General features: G+C 71.6%; 18 protein-coding genes. 1 reads left to right on the top strand and 17 read right to left on the bottom strand.

The features are described 5' to 3' along the window. Positions 1-126: 126 nt before the first annotated feature. The 15 genes from AB0K34_RS15470 to AB0K34_RS15400 all read right to left on the bottom strand — a co-directional run bounded on the left by AB0K34_RS15470 (position 127) and on the right by AB0K34_RS15400 (position 14117). Positions 127-1227, bottom strand: coding sequence for a phosphotransferase family protein (locus AB0K34_RS15470; RefSeq protein ID WP_138633285.1), 1101 nt, complete (start codon positions 1225-1227; stop codon positions 127-129). 28 nt (positions 1228-1255) lie between these two features. Further along, positions 1256-2464, bottom strand: a complete 1209-nt coding sequence (locus AB0K34_RS15465) for an acyl-CoA dehydrogenase family protein (RefSeq protein ID WP_364549029.1) — start codon at positions 2462-2464, stop codon at positions 1256-1258. A gap of 9 nt (positions 2465-2473) precedes the next feature. Continuing rightward, a complete protein-coding gene (locus AB0K34_RS15460; RefSeq protein WP_138633291.1) occupies positions 2474-2998 on the bottom strand; it encodes a VOC family protein in 525 nt (174 codons plus the stop codon). A 93-nt stretch (positions 2999-3091) separates the two neighbouring features. After that, positions 3092-3925: an enoyl-CoA hydratase/isomerase family protein gene (locus AB0K34_RS15455; RefSeq protein WP_364549026.1), complete on the bottom strand. Its 834-nt coding sequence runs from the start codon at positions 3923-3925 to the stop codon at positions 3092-3094. A gap of 11 nt (positions 3926-3936) precedes the next feature. Then, entirely contained in the window at positions 3937-4710 is a 774-nt protein-coding gene (locus tag AB0K34_RS15450) for a glucose 1-dehydrogenase (protein ID WP_364549023.1), read from the bottom strand. Positions 4711-4745: 35 nt separating this feature from the next. Then, positions 4746-5540, bottom strand: a complete 795-nt coding sequence (locus AB0K34_RS15445; protein WP_364549021.1) for an ABC transporter ATP-binding protein — start codon at positions 5538-5540, stop codon at positions 4746-4748. After that, positions 5537-6337, bottom strand: a complete 801-nt coding sequence (locus tag AB0K34_RS15440; protein ID WP_364549018.1) for an ABC transporter ATP-binding protein — start codon at positions 6335-6337, stop codon at positions 5537-5539. Before AB0K34_RS15440 ends, AB0K34_RS15445 begins: the two co-directional genes overlap by 4 nt. Continuing rightward, positions 6330-7442, bottom strand: coding sequence for a branched-chain amino acid ABC transporter permease (locus tag AB0K34_RS15435; protein ID WP_364549015.1), 1113 nt, complete (start codon positions 7440-7442; stop codon positions 6330-6332). The genes AB0K34_RS15440 and AB0K34_RS15435 overlap by 8 nt, the downstream gene beginning before the upstream one ends. Beyond that, complete coding sequence (locus AB0K34_RS15430; protein WP_138633309.1) at positions 7442-8317, bottom strand: branched-chain amino acid ABC transporter permease; 876 nt, start codon at positions 8315-8317, stop codon at positions 7442-7444. Before AB0K34_RS15430 ends, AB0K34_RS15435 begins: the two co-directional genes overlap by 1 nt. A gap of 18 nt (positions 8318-8335) precedes the next feature. Continuing rightward, the gene (locus AB0K34_RS15425) at positions 8336-9592 is read right to left on the bottom strand and encodes an ABC transporter substrate-binding protein (protein WP_364549012.1); all 1257 of its coding nucleotides are present in this window, start codon (positions 9590-9592) and stop codon (positions 8336-8338) included. 107 nt (positions 9593-9699) lie between these two features. Next, positions 9700-10233: a DoxX family protein gene (locus tag AB0K34_RS15420; protein ID WP_364549009.1), complete on the bottom strand. Its 534-nt coding sequence runs from the start codon at positions 10231-10233 to the stop codon at positions 9700-9702. Next, a complete protein-coding gene (locus tag AB0K34_RS15415) occupies positions 10230-11351 on the bottom strand; it encodes an alpha/beta hydrolase (protein ID WP_364549006.1) in 1122 nt (373 codons plus the stop codon). The genes AB0K34_RS15420 and AB0K34_RS15415 overlap by 4 nt, the downstream gene beginning before the upstream one ends. 88 nt (positions 11352-11439) lie before the next feature. After that, complete coding sequence (leuD, locus tag AB0K34_RS15410) at positions 11440-12039, bottom strand: 3-isopropylmalate dehydratase small subunit (RefSeq protein ID WP_364549003.1); 600 nt, start codon at positions 12037-12039, stop codon at positions 11440-11442. After that, entirely contained in the window at positions 12039-13442 is a 1404-nt protein-coding gene (gene leuC / locus AB0K34_RS15405) for a 3-isopropylmalate dehydratase large subunit (RefSeq protein WP_364549000.1), read from the bottom strand. Before leuC ends, leuD begins: the two co-directional genes overlap by 1 nt. Before the next feature lie 48 nt (positions 13443-13490). Then, on the bottom strand, positions 13491-14117 hold the full coding sequence (locus AB0K34_RS15400; RefSeq protein ID WP_364548997.1) for a TetR/AcrR family transcriptional regulator: 627 nt from the start codon (positions 14115-14117) through the stop codon (positions 13491-13493). Positions 14118-14275: 158 nt separating this feature from the next. On the opposite strand from AB0K34_RS15400, the gene AB0K34_RS15395 reads away from it, so the two are divergent. Further along, positions 14276-14986 (top strand): helix-turn-helix domain-containing protein, encoded by a 711-nt coding sequence (locus AB0K34_RS15395; protein WP_301176389.1) that lies wholly within the window; start codon positions 14276-14278, stop codon positions 14984-14986. Here AB0K34_RS15395 and AB0K34_RS15390 read toward each other — a convergent pair. Continuing rightward, the gene (locus tag AB0K34_RS15390; protein ID WP_138633333.1) at positions 14968-15546 is read right to left on the bottom strand and encodes a dihydrofolate reductase family protein; all 579 of its coding nucleotides are present in this window, start codon (positions 15544-15546) and stop codon (positions 14968-14970) included. The genes AB0K34_RS15395 and AB0K34_RS15390 overlap by 19 nt on opposite strands. Before the next feature lie 175 nt (positions 15547-15721). Then, positions 15722-16849 carry an acyltransferase family protein gene (locus AB0K34_RS15385; RefSeq protein ID WP_364548992.1) on the bottom strand — a complete coding sequence of 376 codons (1128 nt, stop codon included), beginning with the start codon at positions 16847-16849 and terminating at the stop codon, positions 15722-15724. Positions 16850-17037 lie beyond the last annotated feature (188 nt).

The following is a 17037-nucleotide window of genomic DNA, read 5'->3' as shown; positions in this document are numbered from 1 at the left end:
ATGAATGCGCCTCCCACCGAACTTCGGACCGGTTCCGTCCCGATGCCGCCGGCGGGGCGCATCCGGGGGCCGGGACAGCGGTCACCCGTACCTATCATTAACCTGACGTCACTTTCAATAAGGTGTTCAGCGGGCGTCGAGCCGCCGCAGCCCCCGCTCGGCGATCGCGCGGACCTCGTCGTCGAGGTCGCCGAACTCCTGGCCGGCCATCGCGCCCGCCCGCTGCCGGGCGGCGACGCCCTGGGTGATGACCGCGCACTTGAAGTGCGCCAGCGCCTCGTAGAAGGGCAGGTCGGCCATCTCCACGCCGGTCCGGCGGCAGTAGCGGGCGGCGATCTCGGCGCGGCTCGGGAAGCCGGGCAGCGCGGTGACGGCCGGGGTCAGCCGCAGGCCCGGCTCGCCGGGCTCCTGCCAGTAGAAGAGCAGCAGGGCGAGATCGGTCAGCGGATCGCCGAGCGTGGACATCTCCCAGTCGAGCAGGGCCCGCATCCGGCCCGGGTCGTGCGGGTCCATCACGCAGTTGTCGAGCTTGAAGTCCCCGTGGACGATCGAGGCCCCCCGCGACGCGGGCACGGCCTCCGCGACGCGGCGCCCCAGCTCCTCGACCGGGGCCACGGCCGCGGTGCGCGACCGCCGCCACTGGTCGGTCCAGCGGCGCACCTGCCGGTCGAGGAAGCCGTCCGGCCTGCCGAAGCCGTCCAGCCCGACCGACCGCGGGTCGATCCGGTGCAGGGCGGCCAGGACGTCGACGAGCGCGAACGCCAGCTCCGCCCGCTGCCCGGGGCCGTCGGCGTAGCCGTCGGGCATGCGGTCCCGGATGACATGGCCCTGGACGCGCTCCATGACGTAGAACGGCGAGCCGATGACGGCGCCGTCGTCGTCGAGGACGACGCGCGCCACCGGCACGGGGGACGAGGCGAGCGCCCGCTGCACCCGCGCCTCGCGGGCCATGTCGTGGGCGCTCGGCAGCAGTTCCCCGGACGGCGGCCGGCGCATCACCAGTTCCCCGGCGGGGCTGGTGAGCAGGAACGTCAGGTTCGACTTCCCGCCGGCCAGCAGGGTCGCGGTCAGCTCGGTCCAGGCCGCGTCGCCGGTCGCCCGGGCCAGGGCCGCGCCGAGCCTGTCCGGCCGGACGAGCTCGTCCAGCCCTGCCTGCGCCACCGACCCTGCCTGCGCCACCGCCCCTGCCTGCGCCGCCGGCTCGGTCGCCCGTTCGCTCGTCACCATGCGCCCTCGTCTCCTTCCTCGGCCGCGCTCATGCTCCGAAGTCCCAGCCGTTCCCGTTCCGGAACTCGCGGAGCAGCCGCCGCGCCACGTTGACCACGTGCACCTCGTCCGGGCCGTCGTAGATGCGGCCCGACCTGGCGGCCCGGTACATCCGGCTCAGCGGGGTGTCGTCGGTCAGGCCGGCCGCCCCGTGCACCTGGACGGCCCGGTCGATGACGTCGTGCAGCATCCGCGCCCCGACGACCTTGATCGCGCCGATCTCGACGCGTGCGCCGTGCCCGCGGTCGATCTTGCTGGCCGCGTCCAGGGTGAGCAGCCGGCAGGACTGGATCTGCGCCCAGCTCTCGAAGACGTGCCGCTGCATCAGCTGCGTCTCGCCCAGCGGCGCTCCCTTGAGCATGCGGCCGTTGAGGCGGTCGCACATCAGCTCGAACGCCCGCTGCGCCTGGCCCAGCCAGCGCATGCAGTGGAAGATGCGTCCCGGTCCGAGCCGCTCCTGGGCGATGGCGAAGCCCGCGCCGCGCTCGCCGAGCAGGTAGCCGGCGGGCACCCGCACGTCGGTCAGGGTCAGCTCGTAGTGCCCGCTCGAGATCCCGAGCACGGGAGTCTCCCGGACGATCCGGAACCCCGGCGTGCCGGTCGGCACGACGATCAGCGAGAACGCGCGGTGCAGCGGCGCGTCCGGCTCGGTGCGGCACAGCACCGTGGTGAAGGCCGCGTCACCGGCGCCCGTGATGAACCACTTCCGGCCGTTGAGCACCCATTCGCCGTCCACGAGCTCGGCCGACGTGGTGAGCCCGGTCGGGTCCGAGGACGCCACGTCCGGCTCGGTCATGGCGAAGCTCGGCCCCACCTCGCCCCGCACCAGCGGGTCGAGGAAGCGGTCGCGGCACTCGCCCGCCGCGTGCCGGGACAGCATGAGCGAGTCCTGGAGCGTCCAGGTGCCGAGGGCGTACTGGCCGAAGTCCGAGCGCCCCTGCACTTCGTTCACGTAGACGTAGTCGAGGAACGGCATCCCGCCGCCGCCGATGTCCGCGGGATGCCCGAGCGCCCACAGCCCTTCCTTCTTGGCCTGGGCCTGCAGCTCCGCGAGCAGCTCGCGGGACTCGGGGCTCCGCGCGCCGAGCGCGTGCTCGACGGGTTCGACGCGCTCGGTGAGGAACCGGTGCACCGCCCGGCGGAGCGGCACCACGTGCTCGGGCACCGAGAACGCGCTGGTGAGAGTCGATGGATTCATCTGCGGCGGCTACTCGCGCGTGGACAGCATCGACTTGTTCCGGCTGTGGTCGACGTCGTCGAGCGTCGCGGTCAGCAGCCGGTGCGCCTCCGCCGGATCGGCCTCGAAGCCGGGGGTGTCGACGCAGAGCTCGATCATGATCCCGTTGGGGTCGATGTAGTACAGCGAGCGCAGGTAGTCGTGGTCGACCTCCATGTAGGGCTTGACCTCGGCGGCGTCCATCCGGGCACGCACCTCGGCGACCTTCTCGGCGGTGACGTTGAACGCGATGTGGTTCACCCACCGGGGCAGGTTGTTGCCGATGGAGATCTCCGAGCTCCAGCCCTCGCGCTCCCCCGCCCCGTGCAGGTCGAAGAACGCGATGCAGCTGCCGTCGCCCGTGTCGTGGAACGTGTGGCGGAAGAACCCGCCGCTCGGTCCCGCCGCCACCTCGGTGTGGACGAGCGGGAACCCCATCAGCTCCTCGTAGAAGCGCGTGGTCGCCTCAAGGTCGCGGCAGGCATAGGCGACGTGGTGGATTCCTGGGGCCGGCATTGCGTGCACCTCCGAATAGAGCGGGATAAATCTGTCGTTAGTTTCAGTTTTGGACCGCCGGAACGTCCCCGGCGAAGCGCGGAGCGCCGCGGGTCAGCGGCGCATGAACACCGGCGGGCGGCGTTCGGTGAACGCGCGCACACCCTCGTGGAAGTCGTCCGTTCCGTGCAGCAGCGCCTGGTCGCTCGCCTCTTGGCGCAGCACCGCGTCCAGCCCTTGGGGGCCGGCGGCCAGCATGGCCTTGGTGAACGCCACGGCCGCCTGGGGTTGTTCGGCCAGCACGCGGGCTATCTCCATGGCGCGTTCCAGCGCCACCCCTGGCCGCGACCGGTAGTCGGCGAGGCCGACATCGACCGCCTCTGCCCCGCGCACCGGCTCGTCTAGCAGCAGCATCCGCCGGGCCATGCCGTAGCCCACCCGGTGCGGCAGGGACCAGAGCAGACCCAGATCCGCCATGAGCCCCAGGCGCGGGAAGGCGCACCGGAACGTCGCGTCCTCGGCGGCGACCACCAGATCGCAGGCCAGCGCCAGGGACAGCCCGGCACCGACCGCATGCCCCTCTACCGCGGCGACCACCGGCTTCCGGCCCGCCGCCAGCGTGCGGACCGTGCGGTGAAGCGCGACAAGGTTGTCATGGGTCGAGGCGACGGTCGCGTTGTGCAGGACGGCGATGTCCACACCGGCGCAGAACGTCCCCTCGGAGCCGGTAAGGACGAAGGCCCGGACGCCCGGGTCGTCCAGCGCCTCCTCCAGCCGTCCCTGCAAGACGGCCATGGACTCCATGGTGAAGGCGTTCCGCTTGCCAGGCCGGTTGAGCCGGAAGACGCGCACCGCCCCCACGTCCTCGACGCTCACCTCACCGGACGGACGGCCGGTCCCGGACGCCGGAGAAGCCGCCGACGGCGTGCCCTCACGGGGTGCTGACATGGTCACCTCTCCTAGACCGCCGTCCATCCGCCGTCGACGGACAGCGTGCTGCCGGTGACGTAGGTGGAGGCGTCCGAAGCCAGGTACACGAGCGCCCCGTCCAGTTCGTCAGCACGCCCTCCGCGGCCCATCGGGATGGTGCGGCGGATGTAGGCGCGGCCCTGGTCGGTGGAGAACAGCTCCTGGCTCATCTCCGACTCGAAGTAGCCCGGCGCGATCGCGTTCACGCGCACCCCCTCGCGCGCCCACTGCGAGGCCAGTTCCCGCGTGAGGTTGACGGCTCCGGCCTTGCTGGCGCAGTACCCCGCGTGCGGGATGCGCTTGGACCCGACCAGGCCCAGCGCGGAGGCGATGTTGACGATGCTCCCCCCGCCCTGCTCGATCATCGCGAGCCCGGCGTACCGGGCGCAGGTGTAGAGGCCGACCAGGTTGACCTCCAGCAGGCGGCGGAAGTCGTCCGTGGTCTCCTCGGCCACGGTCTTCACATGGGTCGCGCCGGCGTTGTTCACCAGCACGTCGAGCCGTCCCGCCCACGCCCGCGCCCGGTCGACGAGCTCGCGTACCTCGGCCTCGACGGTCACGTCCGCCGTCACCGGCAGGACGCGGTCCTCGCCCAGTTCCCGCGCCAGCTCCTCCAGGTCGCGGGTGCGGCGCGCGGCCGCCGCGACCCGGGCCCCGCGCCCGGCCAGGCACCGGACGAAGCGCCTGCCCAGACCGGACGAGGCACCGGTGACGATCACGCCGCGCCCGGTGAGGTCGAACAGATCGGACTGTGGCTCGGCCACGGAATGCTCCTGACGGCTGGAGGGGTCTTCGGACGTCACGCGGGATCGGCCTCGGCGCTGCCGAGGTAGGCGGCGAGGACCGCGGGGTCGCGGCCGATCTCCTCGGGGGTGCCGACGGCGACGAGGCGGCCGAAGTCGAGGACGGCGATCCGGTCGCAGATGTCCATCACCACGCCCATGTTGTGCTCGATCAGCACCACCGTGAGCCCGAGCCGTTCGTGGGCGTCGAGGATGGCGTCGACCATGGACTCGACCTCGTCGTGCGTCATCCCGGCGACGGGCTCGTCCAGCAGCAGCACGTCGGGCTCGGCGGCGAGGGCCCGGCACAGCTCGACCTGGCGCTGCGTCCCGCCGGGCAGTTCGCCCATCCGCGTGTCCCGCAGCTCGCCCAGGCCGAACATCTCCAGGGTCTGCTCCGCCTTGGCCCTGCTCTCGCGCTCCTCGCGCGCGGCCCAGCCGTACCAGAGCATGCCGCGCAGGATGCCGGCGCGCTGCCGGGCGATGCAGCCGAGCAGCACGCTGTCGAGGACGGTCATGGTGGGGAAGGACTCGACGTTCTGGAACGTCCGCCCGATGCCGAGCGCGTTGACCCGGTCGGGCCGGGAACCGAGGATGTCCCGGCCGCGGTGGCGGATCCTGCCCTCCTGCGGGCGGTAGACCCCGGACACGCAGTTGAACAGCGAGGACTTGCCCGCGCCGTTGGGCCCGATGATGCCGAACGTCTCCCCCTCGCGGATCTCCAGCGAGACGCCGTCGAGGGACCTGACACCGCTGAAGTTCAGGGTGACGTCCTGGAGTTCGAGTACCACGGGGTGCTCGGTGGTGGTCATCGGCTCGCCCTCTCCGCGGTCCGCCGGGCACGCCGCCCGCTCATGTCCTGCCCGCCCATGTAGTAGCGCGCGACCCGCTCGTCGCCGGCCAGTTCGGCGGCCGGGCCGCCGCACACGATCCGGCCGCCCTCCAGGACGTAGCCGTACTCGGCGACCTGGAAGGCCAACAGGGCGTTCTGCTCGACCAGCAGGACGGTGGTGCCCTTCGCGTTGATGGCCAGGACGACGTCGCGGATCTCCTCGACGATCCGCGGCGCCAGCCCGAGGCTCGGCTCGTCCAGGACCAGCAGCCGGGGCTGGGTCATCAGCGCCCGGCCGATCGCGAGCATCTGCTGCTCGCCGCCGGACAGGAAGCCCGCCCGCTGCCCGAGCCGCCGCCGCAGCACCGGGAACAGGTCGAGGATCTCCTCGAACGCCGGCTCCCGGCGGGCGTCGTCGCGGCGCAGGGTGTGCGCGCCGGCCAGCAGGTTCTCCCGCACCGTGAGGTTGGGGAAGACCTGCCGCCCTTCGAGCACCTGCGCCACGCCGCGCCGCACGACGGCGGAGGCGTCCGCGCCGGTGATGACGTCGTCGTCCAGCGTGACCCGCCCGTGGTGGACCGCGCCCTCGTGGTGCTTGAGGAGCCCGGAGACCGCGCGCAGCAGCGACGTCTTGCCGGCGCCGTTCGGCCCGACCAGCGTCACGATCCGGCCGGCGGGCACCTTCAGGGAGACCTCCTCCAGGACGACGCCTCCCGTCCGGTAGCCCACGGTGAGGTCGTCGACGGCGAGGCTCGCCGCCGCGTTCTTCTCAGCCATCTGACCGTCCCTTCCGGTTCTTCCGGCCGGCCGCGTCCAGCACCCGTTCGGAGATGCCGGCGAGCCCGCGCGGCTCGAAGACCAGCACCGCCACCACGGTGAGCCCGTAGAGGAAGTTCGCGAGCACGTCGACGGAGACGCCGCCGCCCGCCGAGGGGGTCGTGCTGATCCCCGGGACGACGCGGGCGAGGAGCGTCACCACCTGCGGGATGGCGGTCACGAAGACCGCGCCCGCGATGGCGCCGCGCAGCGACCCGACGCCGCCGATGATGATCATCGCGAGCAGCTCGACCGACAGCATCAGGTCCCACTGGTCGGGGACCGCGTACGTCTGGTAGGCGACGAGGAGCGCGCCGGCGATGCCCGCGTACGCGGCGGCGACGGCGAACGCCGCGCTCTTCATCCGGGCGACCGGGACGCCGACGACGGCGGCGGTCAGGTCCCGGTCGCGGATCGCGGCGAAGCCCCGCCCCGGCCGGGTGCGGCTCAGGTTGCGGGCCGCCACCGCGGCCACCGCGAGCACCGCGCAGGCCAGGTAGAAGAACTGCTGGTCGCCGGTCAGCATGAACCGGCCGATGATCACGTCGTCCAGCAGGTCGTGGCCGAACAGGACGGCCGACTGCGAGGGCCGGCCCTTGCTCCCGCCGGTGAGCGTCTCCCAGACGTCCCACAGGTACTCGGCGACGAAGAGGACGGCGAGCGTGACCACCGCGAGGTAGAGCCCGCGCAGCCGGGCCGCGAACGGGACGACGAGCAGCCCGACCGCCGCGCTGACCAGGGCCGCGGCCGGGAGCCACACCCAGATGGGCAGGCCCTGGTCGGCGCCCAGCCAGATGGCGGTGTAGCCGCCGACCGCGACGAAGGCGGAGTGGCCGAGCGAGACCTGCCCGGCCATCCCGGTCAGGACGTGCAGGCCGAGGGCGGCGATCGCGTAGATGACCGAGAAGACGGCGATCGCCTGCCACTGCGGCGTGGTGAACAGCGGGACGGCCAGCAGCGCGGCGACCGCCGCGGCGCGCGGGGCGCGGGAGGTCCACGGGCGGGGCCGGCCGCCCGGCGCCGAGGAGGCGCCGGTGCCGGGGCGGGTGGAGACGGTGGAGGTCATCAGATGCGCTCCGCCTCGTGGTGCCCGAACAGTCCGGAGGGCCGCAGCGTGAGCACCAGCAGCATCGCCACGTACGGGAGGACGACGTGCACGCCGCCGTACTCCGCCAGGTAGCCGGAGCCGAGCACCAGCAGCAGCCCCACGCTCATCCCGCCGACGACCGCGCCGGCCAGCGAGTTGAACCCGCCGATCACCAGCGCCGGCAGCGCGCCGAGCGCCGTGTCGACCATGTCCGGCGAGACCCGGCGCGGGAAGGCGCCGAGGAAGACCCCGCCGGCGACCGCCAGCACCCCGGCGATGCCCCAGGAGACGGTCTGGACCCAGCGCATGTTGATGCCCTGCGCCAGGGCCGCCTCATGGTGGTCCGCGGCGGCCCGCAGGGCGAGGCCGTAGCGGGTCCGCTGGAAGAACGTCCACAGCAGCGCCAGGAGCAGCAGGGAGACGGTGATGATCCACACGCCCGTCCAGGAGAGGGCGACGCCGCCGACGCGCAGCACTCCGCGCCCCATCGGCCCCTCGGTCGAGCCCTTCGGGTTGACGCCCCACGACATCGCGACGACCGCCTGCCCCATCACGGACAGGCCGAGCGTCGCCATGATCACGACGTAGAGGGAGCGTCCCGCCAGGCGGCGCAGGATGACCTTCTCGCACACGATCGCGAGCGCCGCCATGCACACCAGGGCGACCAGGACGCCCCAGCCGAACCCGTGGGGGGCGAGCGCGGCGACGATGTAGGCGCTGATCATCACGAACACCGGGTGCGCGAAGTTGAACACGCCGGAGCTCTTGAACACCATGACGAAGCCCAGGCCGATCAGCGCGTAGATGCACCCGAGGGTCATCCCCTGGAAGGCCAGCTGCAGGAAGTTGTTCATGATCGCCTCGCCGGCCCGTCAGCCCTTGGCGCCGTCGGCCAGCCGCCACTTGGCGGCCAGGTCCGTCGCGCCGAAGCCGGTGACCGGCACCGGGATCCCGGTCTTCAGGTCGATCTTGTTGACCCGGGTCTGCCGCGAGGGGATCCGGCTGTCGGGGCCGGACGTGCCGTACTCGAGGTCGGGGCTGAGCCCGTCCGTCGTGACGCTGAGCCCGGTCATGGCCGCGACCACGCCCTTCTGGGTGAGGTCCTTCTTCTCGCAGGCCTTCTCCAGCGCCGCGACCGCGACGGACGCGTCGATCCATCCGGCGATGACGAGCTGGTCGGGCTTGGTGCCGGGCGCCACCTTCTCGACGTTCTTCTTCACCTCGGCCATCGCGGGCACGTTCTCGGTGTAGAGGACGCTGCTGGTCACGACGTGCAGCTTGTCGAGCAGCTTGCCGAGCTGGGGCGCCAGCGCGCTCTCGTAGCCCGAGTCGACGGTCAGCCAGTGGGGCGAGAAGTCCAGCTGGGACGCCTGGCTGAGGATGGGGCCGGTCTTGGAGGCGATGCCGTGGATCCACACGGTCTCCGCGCCCGCCTTCTTCATCTTCAGGATCTGGGCGGTGAAGTCCTCCGCCTTCACGTCGTAGCCCGCCTCGGCGACCACCTCGACGTCCGGGTCGTTGGCGGCGACGTAGCGCACCGCCTTCCGGCCCTCCTGGCCGAACGCGTCGTCCTGGTAGATGACGCCGACCTTGAGCTTGCCGCCGGGCCCGGCCTGCTCCCGCTTCGCCCAGTCCAGCCCGTTGATCACGTACATGGGGAACGGGGTGGTGAACAGGTAGACGTTCTCCAGCTTGATCACCTCGGCCGCGCTCGTCGCGGCGAGGGTGGCGATGTCGTCGCGGGCGATCTGCTGGCTCAGCCCGTAGATGCTCGTCGCGCCGAGCAGCTGCCCGATCATGACGATGTCCTTGACGTTGGCGCGGTACACCTGCACCGCCACGGCCGGGTCGTACTTGGTGTCGGCGCGGACCGAGACGAGCTTGCGCCCGCACACGCCGCCGGCCGCGTTGGCCTTGGCCAGGCGCGCGTCGAAGCCGGCGGCCCCCGCGATCGCCCCCGCGGCGACGGGGCCGGTGTAGCCGTTGAAGAGACCGATCTTGATCTCGTCGGCGGTGACTCCGGCGTCGACCTTCACGCCGTCCTTGCTCGTGGACGCGGCCGGGGTGGCGCAGGCGCCGGCCAGCGCGGCGGTGGCCACCAGGGAGATGCAGGCGAGTCGTGTTCTCAAGGCGCTACCTCATGATTCGCTGAAGGCTGGCGGGGGATGTGACACTGACCTCAGATTTAGCCAAGCATTTACGAAGCTAACGTCAGTGTCAATACTTCAGGAGCGAATTACTGCTGCTCAGCGGAGCGGACGGCCGCCGACCGCAGCCGCGCACGGCGGCGCACGAGGGTCGCGGCGACCCCGGCGAGGACCACGGCGAGAAGAAGCGCCGACTCGCGGAGGCCCGCGAGGTCGTCGATGCCGAGAAGATGGTCGATCGAGACGCGTCCGGTCCCGGTGAAGAGCAGGGCGAGGCCGGCGGTCGCGAAGACCGCGGGCAGTTCCACGCCCTTCCTGCTCTCCCACAGGCCGTTCGGGACGTGCAGCGAGCAGGCCACCAGCATCACGCCGACGACCGTCGCGGCGGCGGCCGGGCCCGCGAACCCGGCGACCAGGGCCAGCCCTCCGGCGATCTCGAGGCTTCCGGCGAGGGCCGCCATGGGACGTCCCGGACGGAAGCCGCCCCGCTCGAAGGCCAGCGCGGTCGCGGCCAGCCCCGGCCCGCCCAGCCGGCCGAACTTCTGCAGCCCGTGCCCGGCGAGGTACAGCCCGAAGACGACGCGCAGCGCGAGCAGGCCGATGTCGGCCGACGCGCCGGTCATGCCAGGCGCGCCTTCGTCCAGTCCGCGACCAGGTCCGCCAGTTCGGCGCGGGCCGCATCGCCCCCGTCCCGGCGGAAGTAGTGGTCGGCCGCGATGACGTGGGACTCCTTGTCCGCGGAGCCGAGCGCCTCCAGGATCGCGTCCGCGTCGCTGGGGAAGACGCCCGTGTCCATGTCCGCGTTCACCACGAGCGCGGGCTCCTTGATGCGGGCAAGGTGCGGCGTCGCGCGGGTCTGCGAGTCCTCAAGGCTCCAGAGGGAGAGCCAGGTGCGCAGCGTGCAGGTGCTCGCGATGCCGAAGACCGACGCGTTGGCGCGCGCGGGCTCCCCGGCGTAGCAGGAGTTGGGCTCGCGCCGCGTCGGCTCGATCGTGGGGTCCACCATGCGCGGATCCGCCCAGGTGCGGTGGACGTTGAACAGGCGATCGTGGAACCCGGCCGCCTTGAGCCGGCGCATCTCGTCCTTCACCCAGCGGGTGATGCGGTGGTTGCGCCGCGTCTGGGCCTCGCGGTACCGGGCGAGGAACTCCGCCGAGTAGGGCGCCGGGTTCCCCTCGTCGAAGAGGCTGAGCGCGGGATCGGTCGAGACCGGGTCCGACTCGTCGACGACCGACGGGTCCATCCACGCCGTGAGCACCTCGGGGCGGCCCAGGTGCGCGGCGGTCGAGATGTACGCGTCGGCCACCGGAAGCTCCTCGACGCCGCGCGCGGGCCGCATGCCCGGGAGCGGCGCGACGTTGGGCTCCCTGGCCTGCGACTGGTAGGCGGCCATCAGCGACCCCCCGCCCGAGTTCCCCAGCAGGACGACCCGCTCGACCCCCGCCTCCTCGCGCAGCCACCGGACGCCGCTGCCGATGTCGACGAGGGCGTGGTCGAGCAGGAAGTGGCTCTCGGCGCCCCGGAAGCGCGTGTTCCAGCCCAGGAACCCCAGGCCGCGCTCGGCGACGAAGTCGGCGAGGTAGTGCTCGGAGAAGTCGACGGAGTAGTGCGTCGCGATCAGCGCGATCTTCGGGGACCGGCCCGACGGGCGGTGGTACACCCCCTGGCACGGGTGTCCCCCGGCACCGGCCCGCTGGGCCGTGGGGGAGTCGAGCCCGACGAAAAGACGCTCCACCGGCATGGCGACACTCCCAAAAGTAAACCTGACGTCGGATTTGGACCTTAGCCCGCGGCCGAGGACGATGTCCATACGCGGAGCGGCACCGATATCAGGCGCGGCCCGTCGGCAACCAGGGAGAACGCGAGCGCTCGTAGGCGGTGATGGCCTCGTTCCGGCCCAGGGTCAGGTCGATCTCGTCCAGGCCGTTCACGAGCCGGTGATGGGCGGAGTCGTCCAGCTGGAAGGGGATGCCGCGGACCCCGGCGGCCGGGCAGTCGATGGATCGTTCCACGACGTCGATGACGATCTCCGTGGCGGGGTCGGCGGTCGCGGCGGCGAGCAGGGCCGCGGCGATCTCGGGCGCCACCTGCACCGGGACCAGCCCGCTGCTCGGCAGGTTGCCGCGGAAGATGTCGGCGAAGCCCGGCGCGACGATCGCCCGGAAACCGTAGTCGCGGAGCGCCCACGGCGCGTGCTCGCGGGAAGAGCCGCAGCCGAAGTTCGGGCCGCTGACCAGGATCGTCCCCCCGTGGTACTCCGGGCGGTTCAGCACGAAGTCCGGATCGCGGCGCCACTTCTCGAACAGGCCGTCCGCGTAGCCGGTGCGCTCGACCCGCTTCATCCAGCGGGCCGGGATGATCTGGTCGGTGTCCACGTCGCCCCGGTCCAGCGGGACGGCGCGGCCGGTGACGACCGTGACGGGCTCCATCAGTGCTCCCGGAGATCGGCGGCGCTCGCCAGGTGCCCGAGGACCGCCGAGGCGGCGGCGGACTCGGGCGACACCAGGTGCGTGCGCGCGCCCGGCCCCTGGCGTCCCTCGAAGTTGCGGTTGGACGTGGACGCGCTGCGCCCGCCCGGCTCGACGGCGTCGCCGTTCATCCCGACGCACATCGAGCAGCCGGAGGAGCGCCATTCGAACCCGGCGGCGCGGAAGACCTCGTCCAGGCCCTCCTCCTCGGCCAGCCCCTTGACCCGCGTCGAGCCGGGGACGACCAGCGCCCGGACGCCGGGCGCGATCCTGCGGCCGCGGAGTACGTCGGCGGCGGCGCGCAGGTCGGCGAGCCGGCCGTTGGTGCACGACCCGATGAAGACCGTGGAGATCCCGATGTCGCGGATGGCCGTCCCGGGTGCGAGGTCCATGTAGGCCAGTGCCCGTTCGGCGGCGGCGCGCTCGGCGGGGTCGGCGAAGGACTCCGGCGCGGGCACGGCCCCGTCGATGCCGGTGGTCTGCGCCGGGTTGGTGCCCCAGCTCGCCTGCGGCCCGATCGAGGCCGCGTCGATGACGGCCTCCCGGTCGAAGACCGCGCCGTCGTCGGTGCGGAGGGTGCGCCAGTCGTCCAGCGCGCGCTCCCAGAGCCGTCCGCGCGGTGAGCGCTCGCGGTGCTCCAGGTAGGCGAAGGTGGTCTCGTCGGGGGCGATCATCCCGCTGCGCGCCCCGGCCTCGATGGCCATGTTGCACACGGTCATGCGCCCCTCCATCGGCAGCGCCGCGATCGCCTCGCCCCGGTACTCGATGAGCGTCCCGGCGCCGCCGGCGGTGCCGATCCGGGCGATGATCGCGAGGGTCAGGTCCTTGGCGGTGGTGCCGGGACGCGGCATGCCGCGCACCGTGACGGCCATGGTGCGCGGCCGCGGCGCCCAGAGCGTCTGGGTGGCCAGGACGTGCTCGACCTGGCTCGTCCCGATGCCGAACGCGATCGCGCCGAACGCGCCGAGGGTGGCGGTGTGGCTGTCGCCGCAGACGATCGTCATGCCCGGCTGGGTCAGGCCGAGTTCGGGGCCGATGACGTGCACGATGCCCTGCCCCGGCGACCCGAGCGGGTGGAGCTCGATGCCGGCCTGCCGGCAGTTGTCGCGCTGGATCCGCAGCTGCCGGGCGCTCAGGCCGTCCAGCAGGGACAGCCCCTCGGCCGAGGTGGGGACGTTGTGGTCGGCGGTCGCCACGGCGAGGTCGGGGCGGCGGACGGCGCGTCCGGCCGTGCGCAGCCCCTCGAACGCCTGCGGCGAGGTCAGTTCGTGCAGGAGATGGAGGTCGATGTAGAGGAGGTCGGAATCGCCCCGCTCGATGACATGACGGTCCCAGATCTTTCCGGCGAGCGTCGTCGGCGCCATCTTCGCGCTCCTTGCTCGGGCCGCCGCGCCCGGCGGGGCGGCCGCGGTTCAGTCGTCGTCGGCCCGCCAGTAGATCGCCCGGTACCAGATCTCGCCGAGCGTGCGCACGGCGGCCTCGTCGTCGATGTCGGCGCCCTCGCCGGCCCCGGCGAGCAGGTCGTAGCAGAACTGGTTGAGCATCGCGACGATGGCCCTGGCCGTGAGCTCGGGGTCGGCGCCGGGGCAGTACCCCTCGCGCTGGGCGCGCCGGACCCCGTCGGCGATGCTCTGCACGGCGTCGTCGCACAGCTCCCGCCAGTGCCCGGCGAACTCCTCGTTGATCATGGCGAGCTGGAAGACGCCCACCATCTCGGCGAGCCGCTCGCGGTAGGTCTCCCAGTGGGCGCGCGCCGACTCCATGACGCGCTCGCGGTGCGGGACCCCGTGCTTGTAGGCGACGACGGCGCGGGCCTTGGCCTCCTCGCGGAAGCCGCCCGCCCAGTGGGCGAGCAGGTCCTCCTTGGAGTCGTAGTAGTTGTAGAAGGAGGCGGGCGAGCGCCCGGCCTCCTGCGCTATGTCGGCGACCGTCATCAACAGGAAGCCTTTACGGGCGATGATCCGACGGGCGGCCGCCTCGATGGCCGCGAGCGTCTTGCGCCCGCGCTGTGTCGGACGGGGGGTCTGTGCCTTCTCCACACCTGAACCTAACATCGGCTTTTGCTCGCTGGACCGCACCGCGCCGCGCACCGGAACGCGGTGGAGGCTCGGCCGCACGGGGCAGATATGAACCTGATGTTAGCATCAACAAAGTGCCCGTCCCGCGCGGGTCCGCGGTGCGGCGTATCCTTCCGGCCGTGGAGCTGCGCTTCGGGACGCGCGAGTCCGATTCGCCCTGGATCGACGCCGTCTGGACCTGCACGAGCGAGCAGGTCACGGAGATGACGTCCGTCGCCGGGGTGCGCTGGGGCCTGGTGTTCTGGGAGCAGGACGGCCGCGCGCACACGACCGTCACCGGGCCCGAGACCCGGACCAGCACGGCGCCGGTGCCGGAGGGCGCGACCTTCACGGGCATCGATTTCGCGGTCGGCACCTCGCTGCGGGCCATGCCCACGCCGGCGCTGGTGGACACGGGCGTCGTGCTCCCCGACACCACGCGCCGGACGTTCCGGCTGGACGGCGCACGCTGGGAGACGCCCGGGCCCGACGACGCCGAGGCCCTGGTCGACCGTCTCGTCCGGTCCGGGATCGTGGTCGCCGACCCGCTCGTCACCGAGGTGCTCCGGGGGCACCGCCCGGACGTCTCGGGGCGCACGGTCGAACGCCGGTTCCGCGCCGCGACCGGGCTGACGCGCGGCGCCGTCCGGCAGATCGAGCGGGCCCGCACGGCGGCCGGGCTGCTGGCGGCCGGCGACCCGGCGGCCGCCGTCGTCGCCAAGCTCGACTACTTCGACGAGCCGCACCTGGCCCGGGCGCTGCGCACCTACGTCGGACGCACCGCCGGGCAGCTGCGCGAGGGCGGCGGAGGCGCGATCGGCCTCGCCCTGGATCAGCGCGCGACGTCGTAGACCAGCTTCAGGATCCCGTTCCGGTAGGTCTCCGACTCCCGGAGCTTCAGCATCTGCTTGTCGCGGTCGGCGCGCGCGAACACGCTCTTCCCGGCACCGAGCAGCACGGGGAAGACCAGCAGGTTGTACTGGTCGATCAGGTCCGCGTCCGCCAGCCGCCGGGCCAGTTCCGCGCTCCCGTGGATGAAGATCGCGCCGCCGTCGGACTCCTTGAGCGCGGCGACGTCCTCGGTCGAGCGCAGGATCGTCGTCGGCCCCCACCCGTCGACGAGGGCGTCGTCGCCCAGCGTGGTCGACACCACGTACTTGGGCAGTTCCTTGTAGTCGGCGTGGTCCGCCGAGCCGGGCCAGACCGGCGCGAACGCCTCGTAGCTGCGGCGGCCGAACATCAGCGCCGTCGTGTCGGCGAGTTCCTCGCCCTTCAGCGACCAGGCTTCCGGGACGAACTCGAGGTCCTTGAACACCCAGCCGCCGCTGCGGTGCCCCTCCCCCGGACCACCGCCGGGCGAGTCCACGACCCCGTCGAGCGACATGAAACCGGTGTAGACCAGCTTGCGCATAGCGTTTTCTCCTCATGTTCCGAGCCTGCTGCCGAGTTTCACACTAGGCCGCGGACATGAACCCGTCTTGGACGGAAACGACACCGGCTCGGCGCGGTGGATAGTAGGGGCCGGGCGACCCTGGGTCCGGGGCTCCGCCCTGCGCCGCGCTCTCGTGCCACATCGAGAACGGCAACTATGATGCCTTGACGTTCTCCTTCGATCTGCCAGGTATTCCAGTACGGCAGGCTCGGACATCGGGCCTCGGGTTTCCAAGGCCGGCTTTCACGGTGTCCTCGGCGGCGAGGGCACTGGGGCGGAAGAGCCATCGGGCCTTTGGTTCGATCAGCCAACCGGTGGCCCTGACGACCGGTGAGGTGCACAGGAGCGTGGCCACCACGGCGGCCGCGACCGCGCTGATCAGGACGCCGGGGAGTGTCTGCGCGAAGACGTTGCCGGCCACCCCGGCGTGAACAAGGGCCATGGTGGCGAACCCGTGCAGCAGGTAGGCGTACATGGTCCTTCTGCCGAACACGGTGAACCAGGTGTACCGGGCGGGGACGACCGTCAGCACGGCAGCGGCCAGAACGACGGCGAGGAGCAGTACGCCCAACTGGATGAGTACTCCTGGGAAGAGCCCGACGTTCAGCCATGCGTAGCCCCTGTCCCAGTAGGTCCAGTACTCGGGGACGTAGCGACCTCCGGTGTAGTAGAAGATGGCGGCACCCACGAGTACGAGCGCACCGACGGCGGGCATTCCAGGTTTCTTCAGCATTTTGAGATGCTTGCGCTGCAACTGGACGCCCAGGACGAAGAAGGGGAGCAAGGCGAACAGGCGACGCAGTGTGAGTTCATGGGGCATCGCGTGGGTGTAGGAGATGATGCTGAGCGCCACGGCGATCGGCAAGGGCCACCGCACCTTGCGCCAGAACGGCACCGTCAGTCGCCAAATGATGACGGACATCAAGAACCACATCAGGTAGGTCGGCAGCAGGAACTGCAGGCTGAAAGCGGCCTGGCCGGTGTACCACGCGAAGACGGAGTAAAGCGTCTCAAAAGTCAGGTACGGAAGGGCGAGGTGGGTGACCAGCCCGTACACCTTGTCGTCGCTGAAGGTGAAGTTGCGCGCCAGGTGGCCCATGATGACGATCAGCAGCGGCATCCTGAAGGTCTGCAGCAGCAGCACCGCGGGCTTCGTCGCCTCCGTGAGCGGGAACAGGGTAACGGTATGCCCGACGACGACCAGGACGACTGCTAGAAATCTGGCGTTGTCAAAGAACGGATCTCGAACCTTGCGGTTCTCGACGGTCTCACCAGCTTCCACGAACAGTCAGCCTCTTTCATCCTGGTCGGCGTGAACGGCCAGGGCGATTCCGGGGACATGGCTTCGCCCGCCGCCCGAGCCCGGGGTGCTGGATACGCGTGTTCGCGCGCTTCCCAAGATCGTGCGGATAGGGCGCGGATGCGATCGCTCTGCTTGCGGGGGTTCGTATTTGCGCTTTTACAGGACGT

The organism is Actinomadura sp. NPDC049382 (assembly GCF_040677125.1).
GTDB classification, from domain to species: Bacteria; Actinomycetota; Actinomycetes; order Streptosporangiales; family Streptosporangiaceae; genus Spirillospora; species Spirillospora geliboluensis.
Note: the sequence above shows the minus strand (reverse complement) of the source record. Positions and strands in the feature narration are given on the sequence as shown.

What these genes read in the sequence shown, in the direction of transcription:
- AB0K34_RS15445 (WP_364549021.1), bottom strand. Translation starts at nt 5,540, where the DNA reads ATGACCACCACCGAGCACCCCGTGGTACTCGAACTCCAGGACGTCACC.
- AB0K34_RS15435 (WP_364549015.1), bottom strand. Translation starts at nt 7,442, where the DNA reads ATGACCTCCACCGTCTCCACCCGCCCCGGCACCGGCGCCTCCTCGGCG.
- AB0K34_RS15420 (WP_364549009.1), bottom strand. Translation starts at nt 10,233, where the DNA reads ATGACCGGCGCGTCGGCCGACATCGGCCTGCTCGCGCTGCGCGTCGTC.
- leuD (WP_364549003.1), bottom strand. Translation starts at nt 12,039, where the DNA reads ATGGAGCCCGTCACGGTCGTCACCGGCCGCGCCGTCCCGCTGGACCGG.
- AB0K34_RS15455 (WP_364549026.1), bottom strand. Translation starts at nt 3,925, where the DNA reads ATGTCAGCACCCCGTGAGGGCACGCCGTCGGCGGCTTCTCCGGCGTCC.
- AB0K34_RS15470 (WP_138633285.1), bottom strand. Translation starts at nt 1,227, where the DNA reads ATGGTGACGAGCGAACGGGCGACCGAGCCGGCGGCGCAGGCAGGGGCG.
- AB0K34_RS15440 (WP_364549018.1), bottom strand. Translation starts at nt 6,337, where the DNA reads ATGGCTGAGAAGAACGCGGCGGCGAGCCTCGCCGTCGACGACCTCACC.
- leuC (WP_364549000.1), bottom strand. Translation starts at nt 13,442, where the DNA reads ATGGCGCCGACGACGCTCGCCGGAAAGATCTGGGACCGTCATGTCATC.
- AB0K34_RS15460 (WP_138633291.1), bottom strand. Translation starts at nt 2,998, where the DNA reads ATGCCGGCCCCAGGAATCCACCACGTCGCCTATGCCTGCCGCGACCTT.
- AB0K34_RS15415 (WP_364549006.1), bottom strand. Translation starts at nt 11,351, where the DNA reads ATGCCGGTGGAGCGTCTTTTCGTCGGGCTCGACTCCCCCACGGCCCAG.
- AB0K34_RS15465 (WP_364549029.1), bottom strand. Translation starts at nt 2,464, where the DNA reads ATGAATCCATCGACTCTCACCAGCGCGTTCTCGGTGCCCGAGCACGTG.
- AB0K34_RS15390 (WP_138633333.1), bottom strand. Translation starts at nt 15,546, where the DNA reads ATGCGCAAGCTGGTCTACACCGGTTTCATGTCGCTCGACGGGGTCGTG.
- AB0K34_RS15430 (WP_138633309.1), bottom strand. Translation starts at nt 8,317, where the DNA reads ATGAACAACTTCCTGCAGCTGGCCTTCCAGGGGATGACCCTCGGGTGC.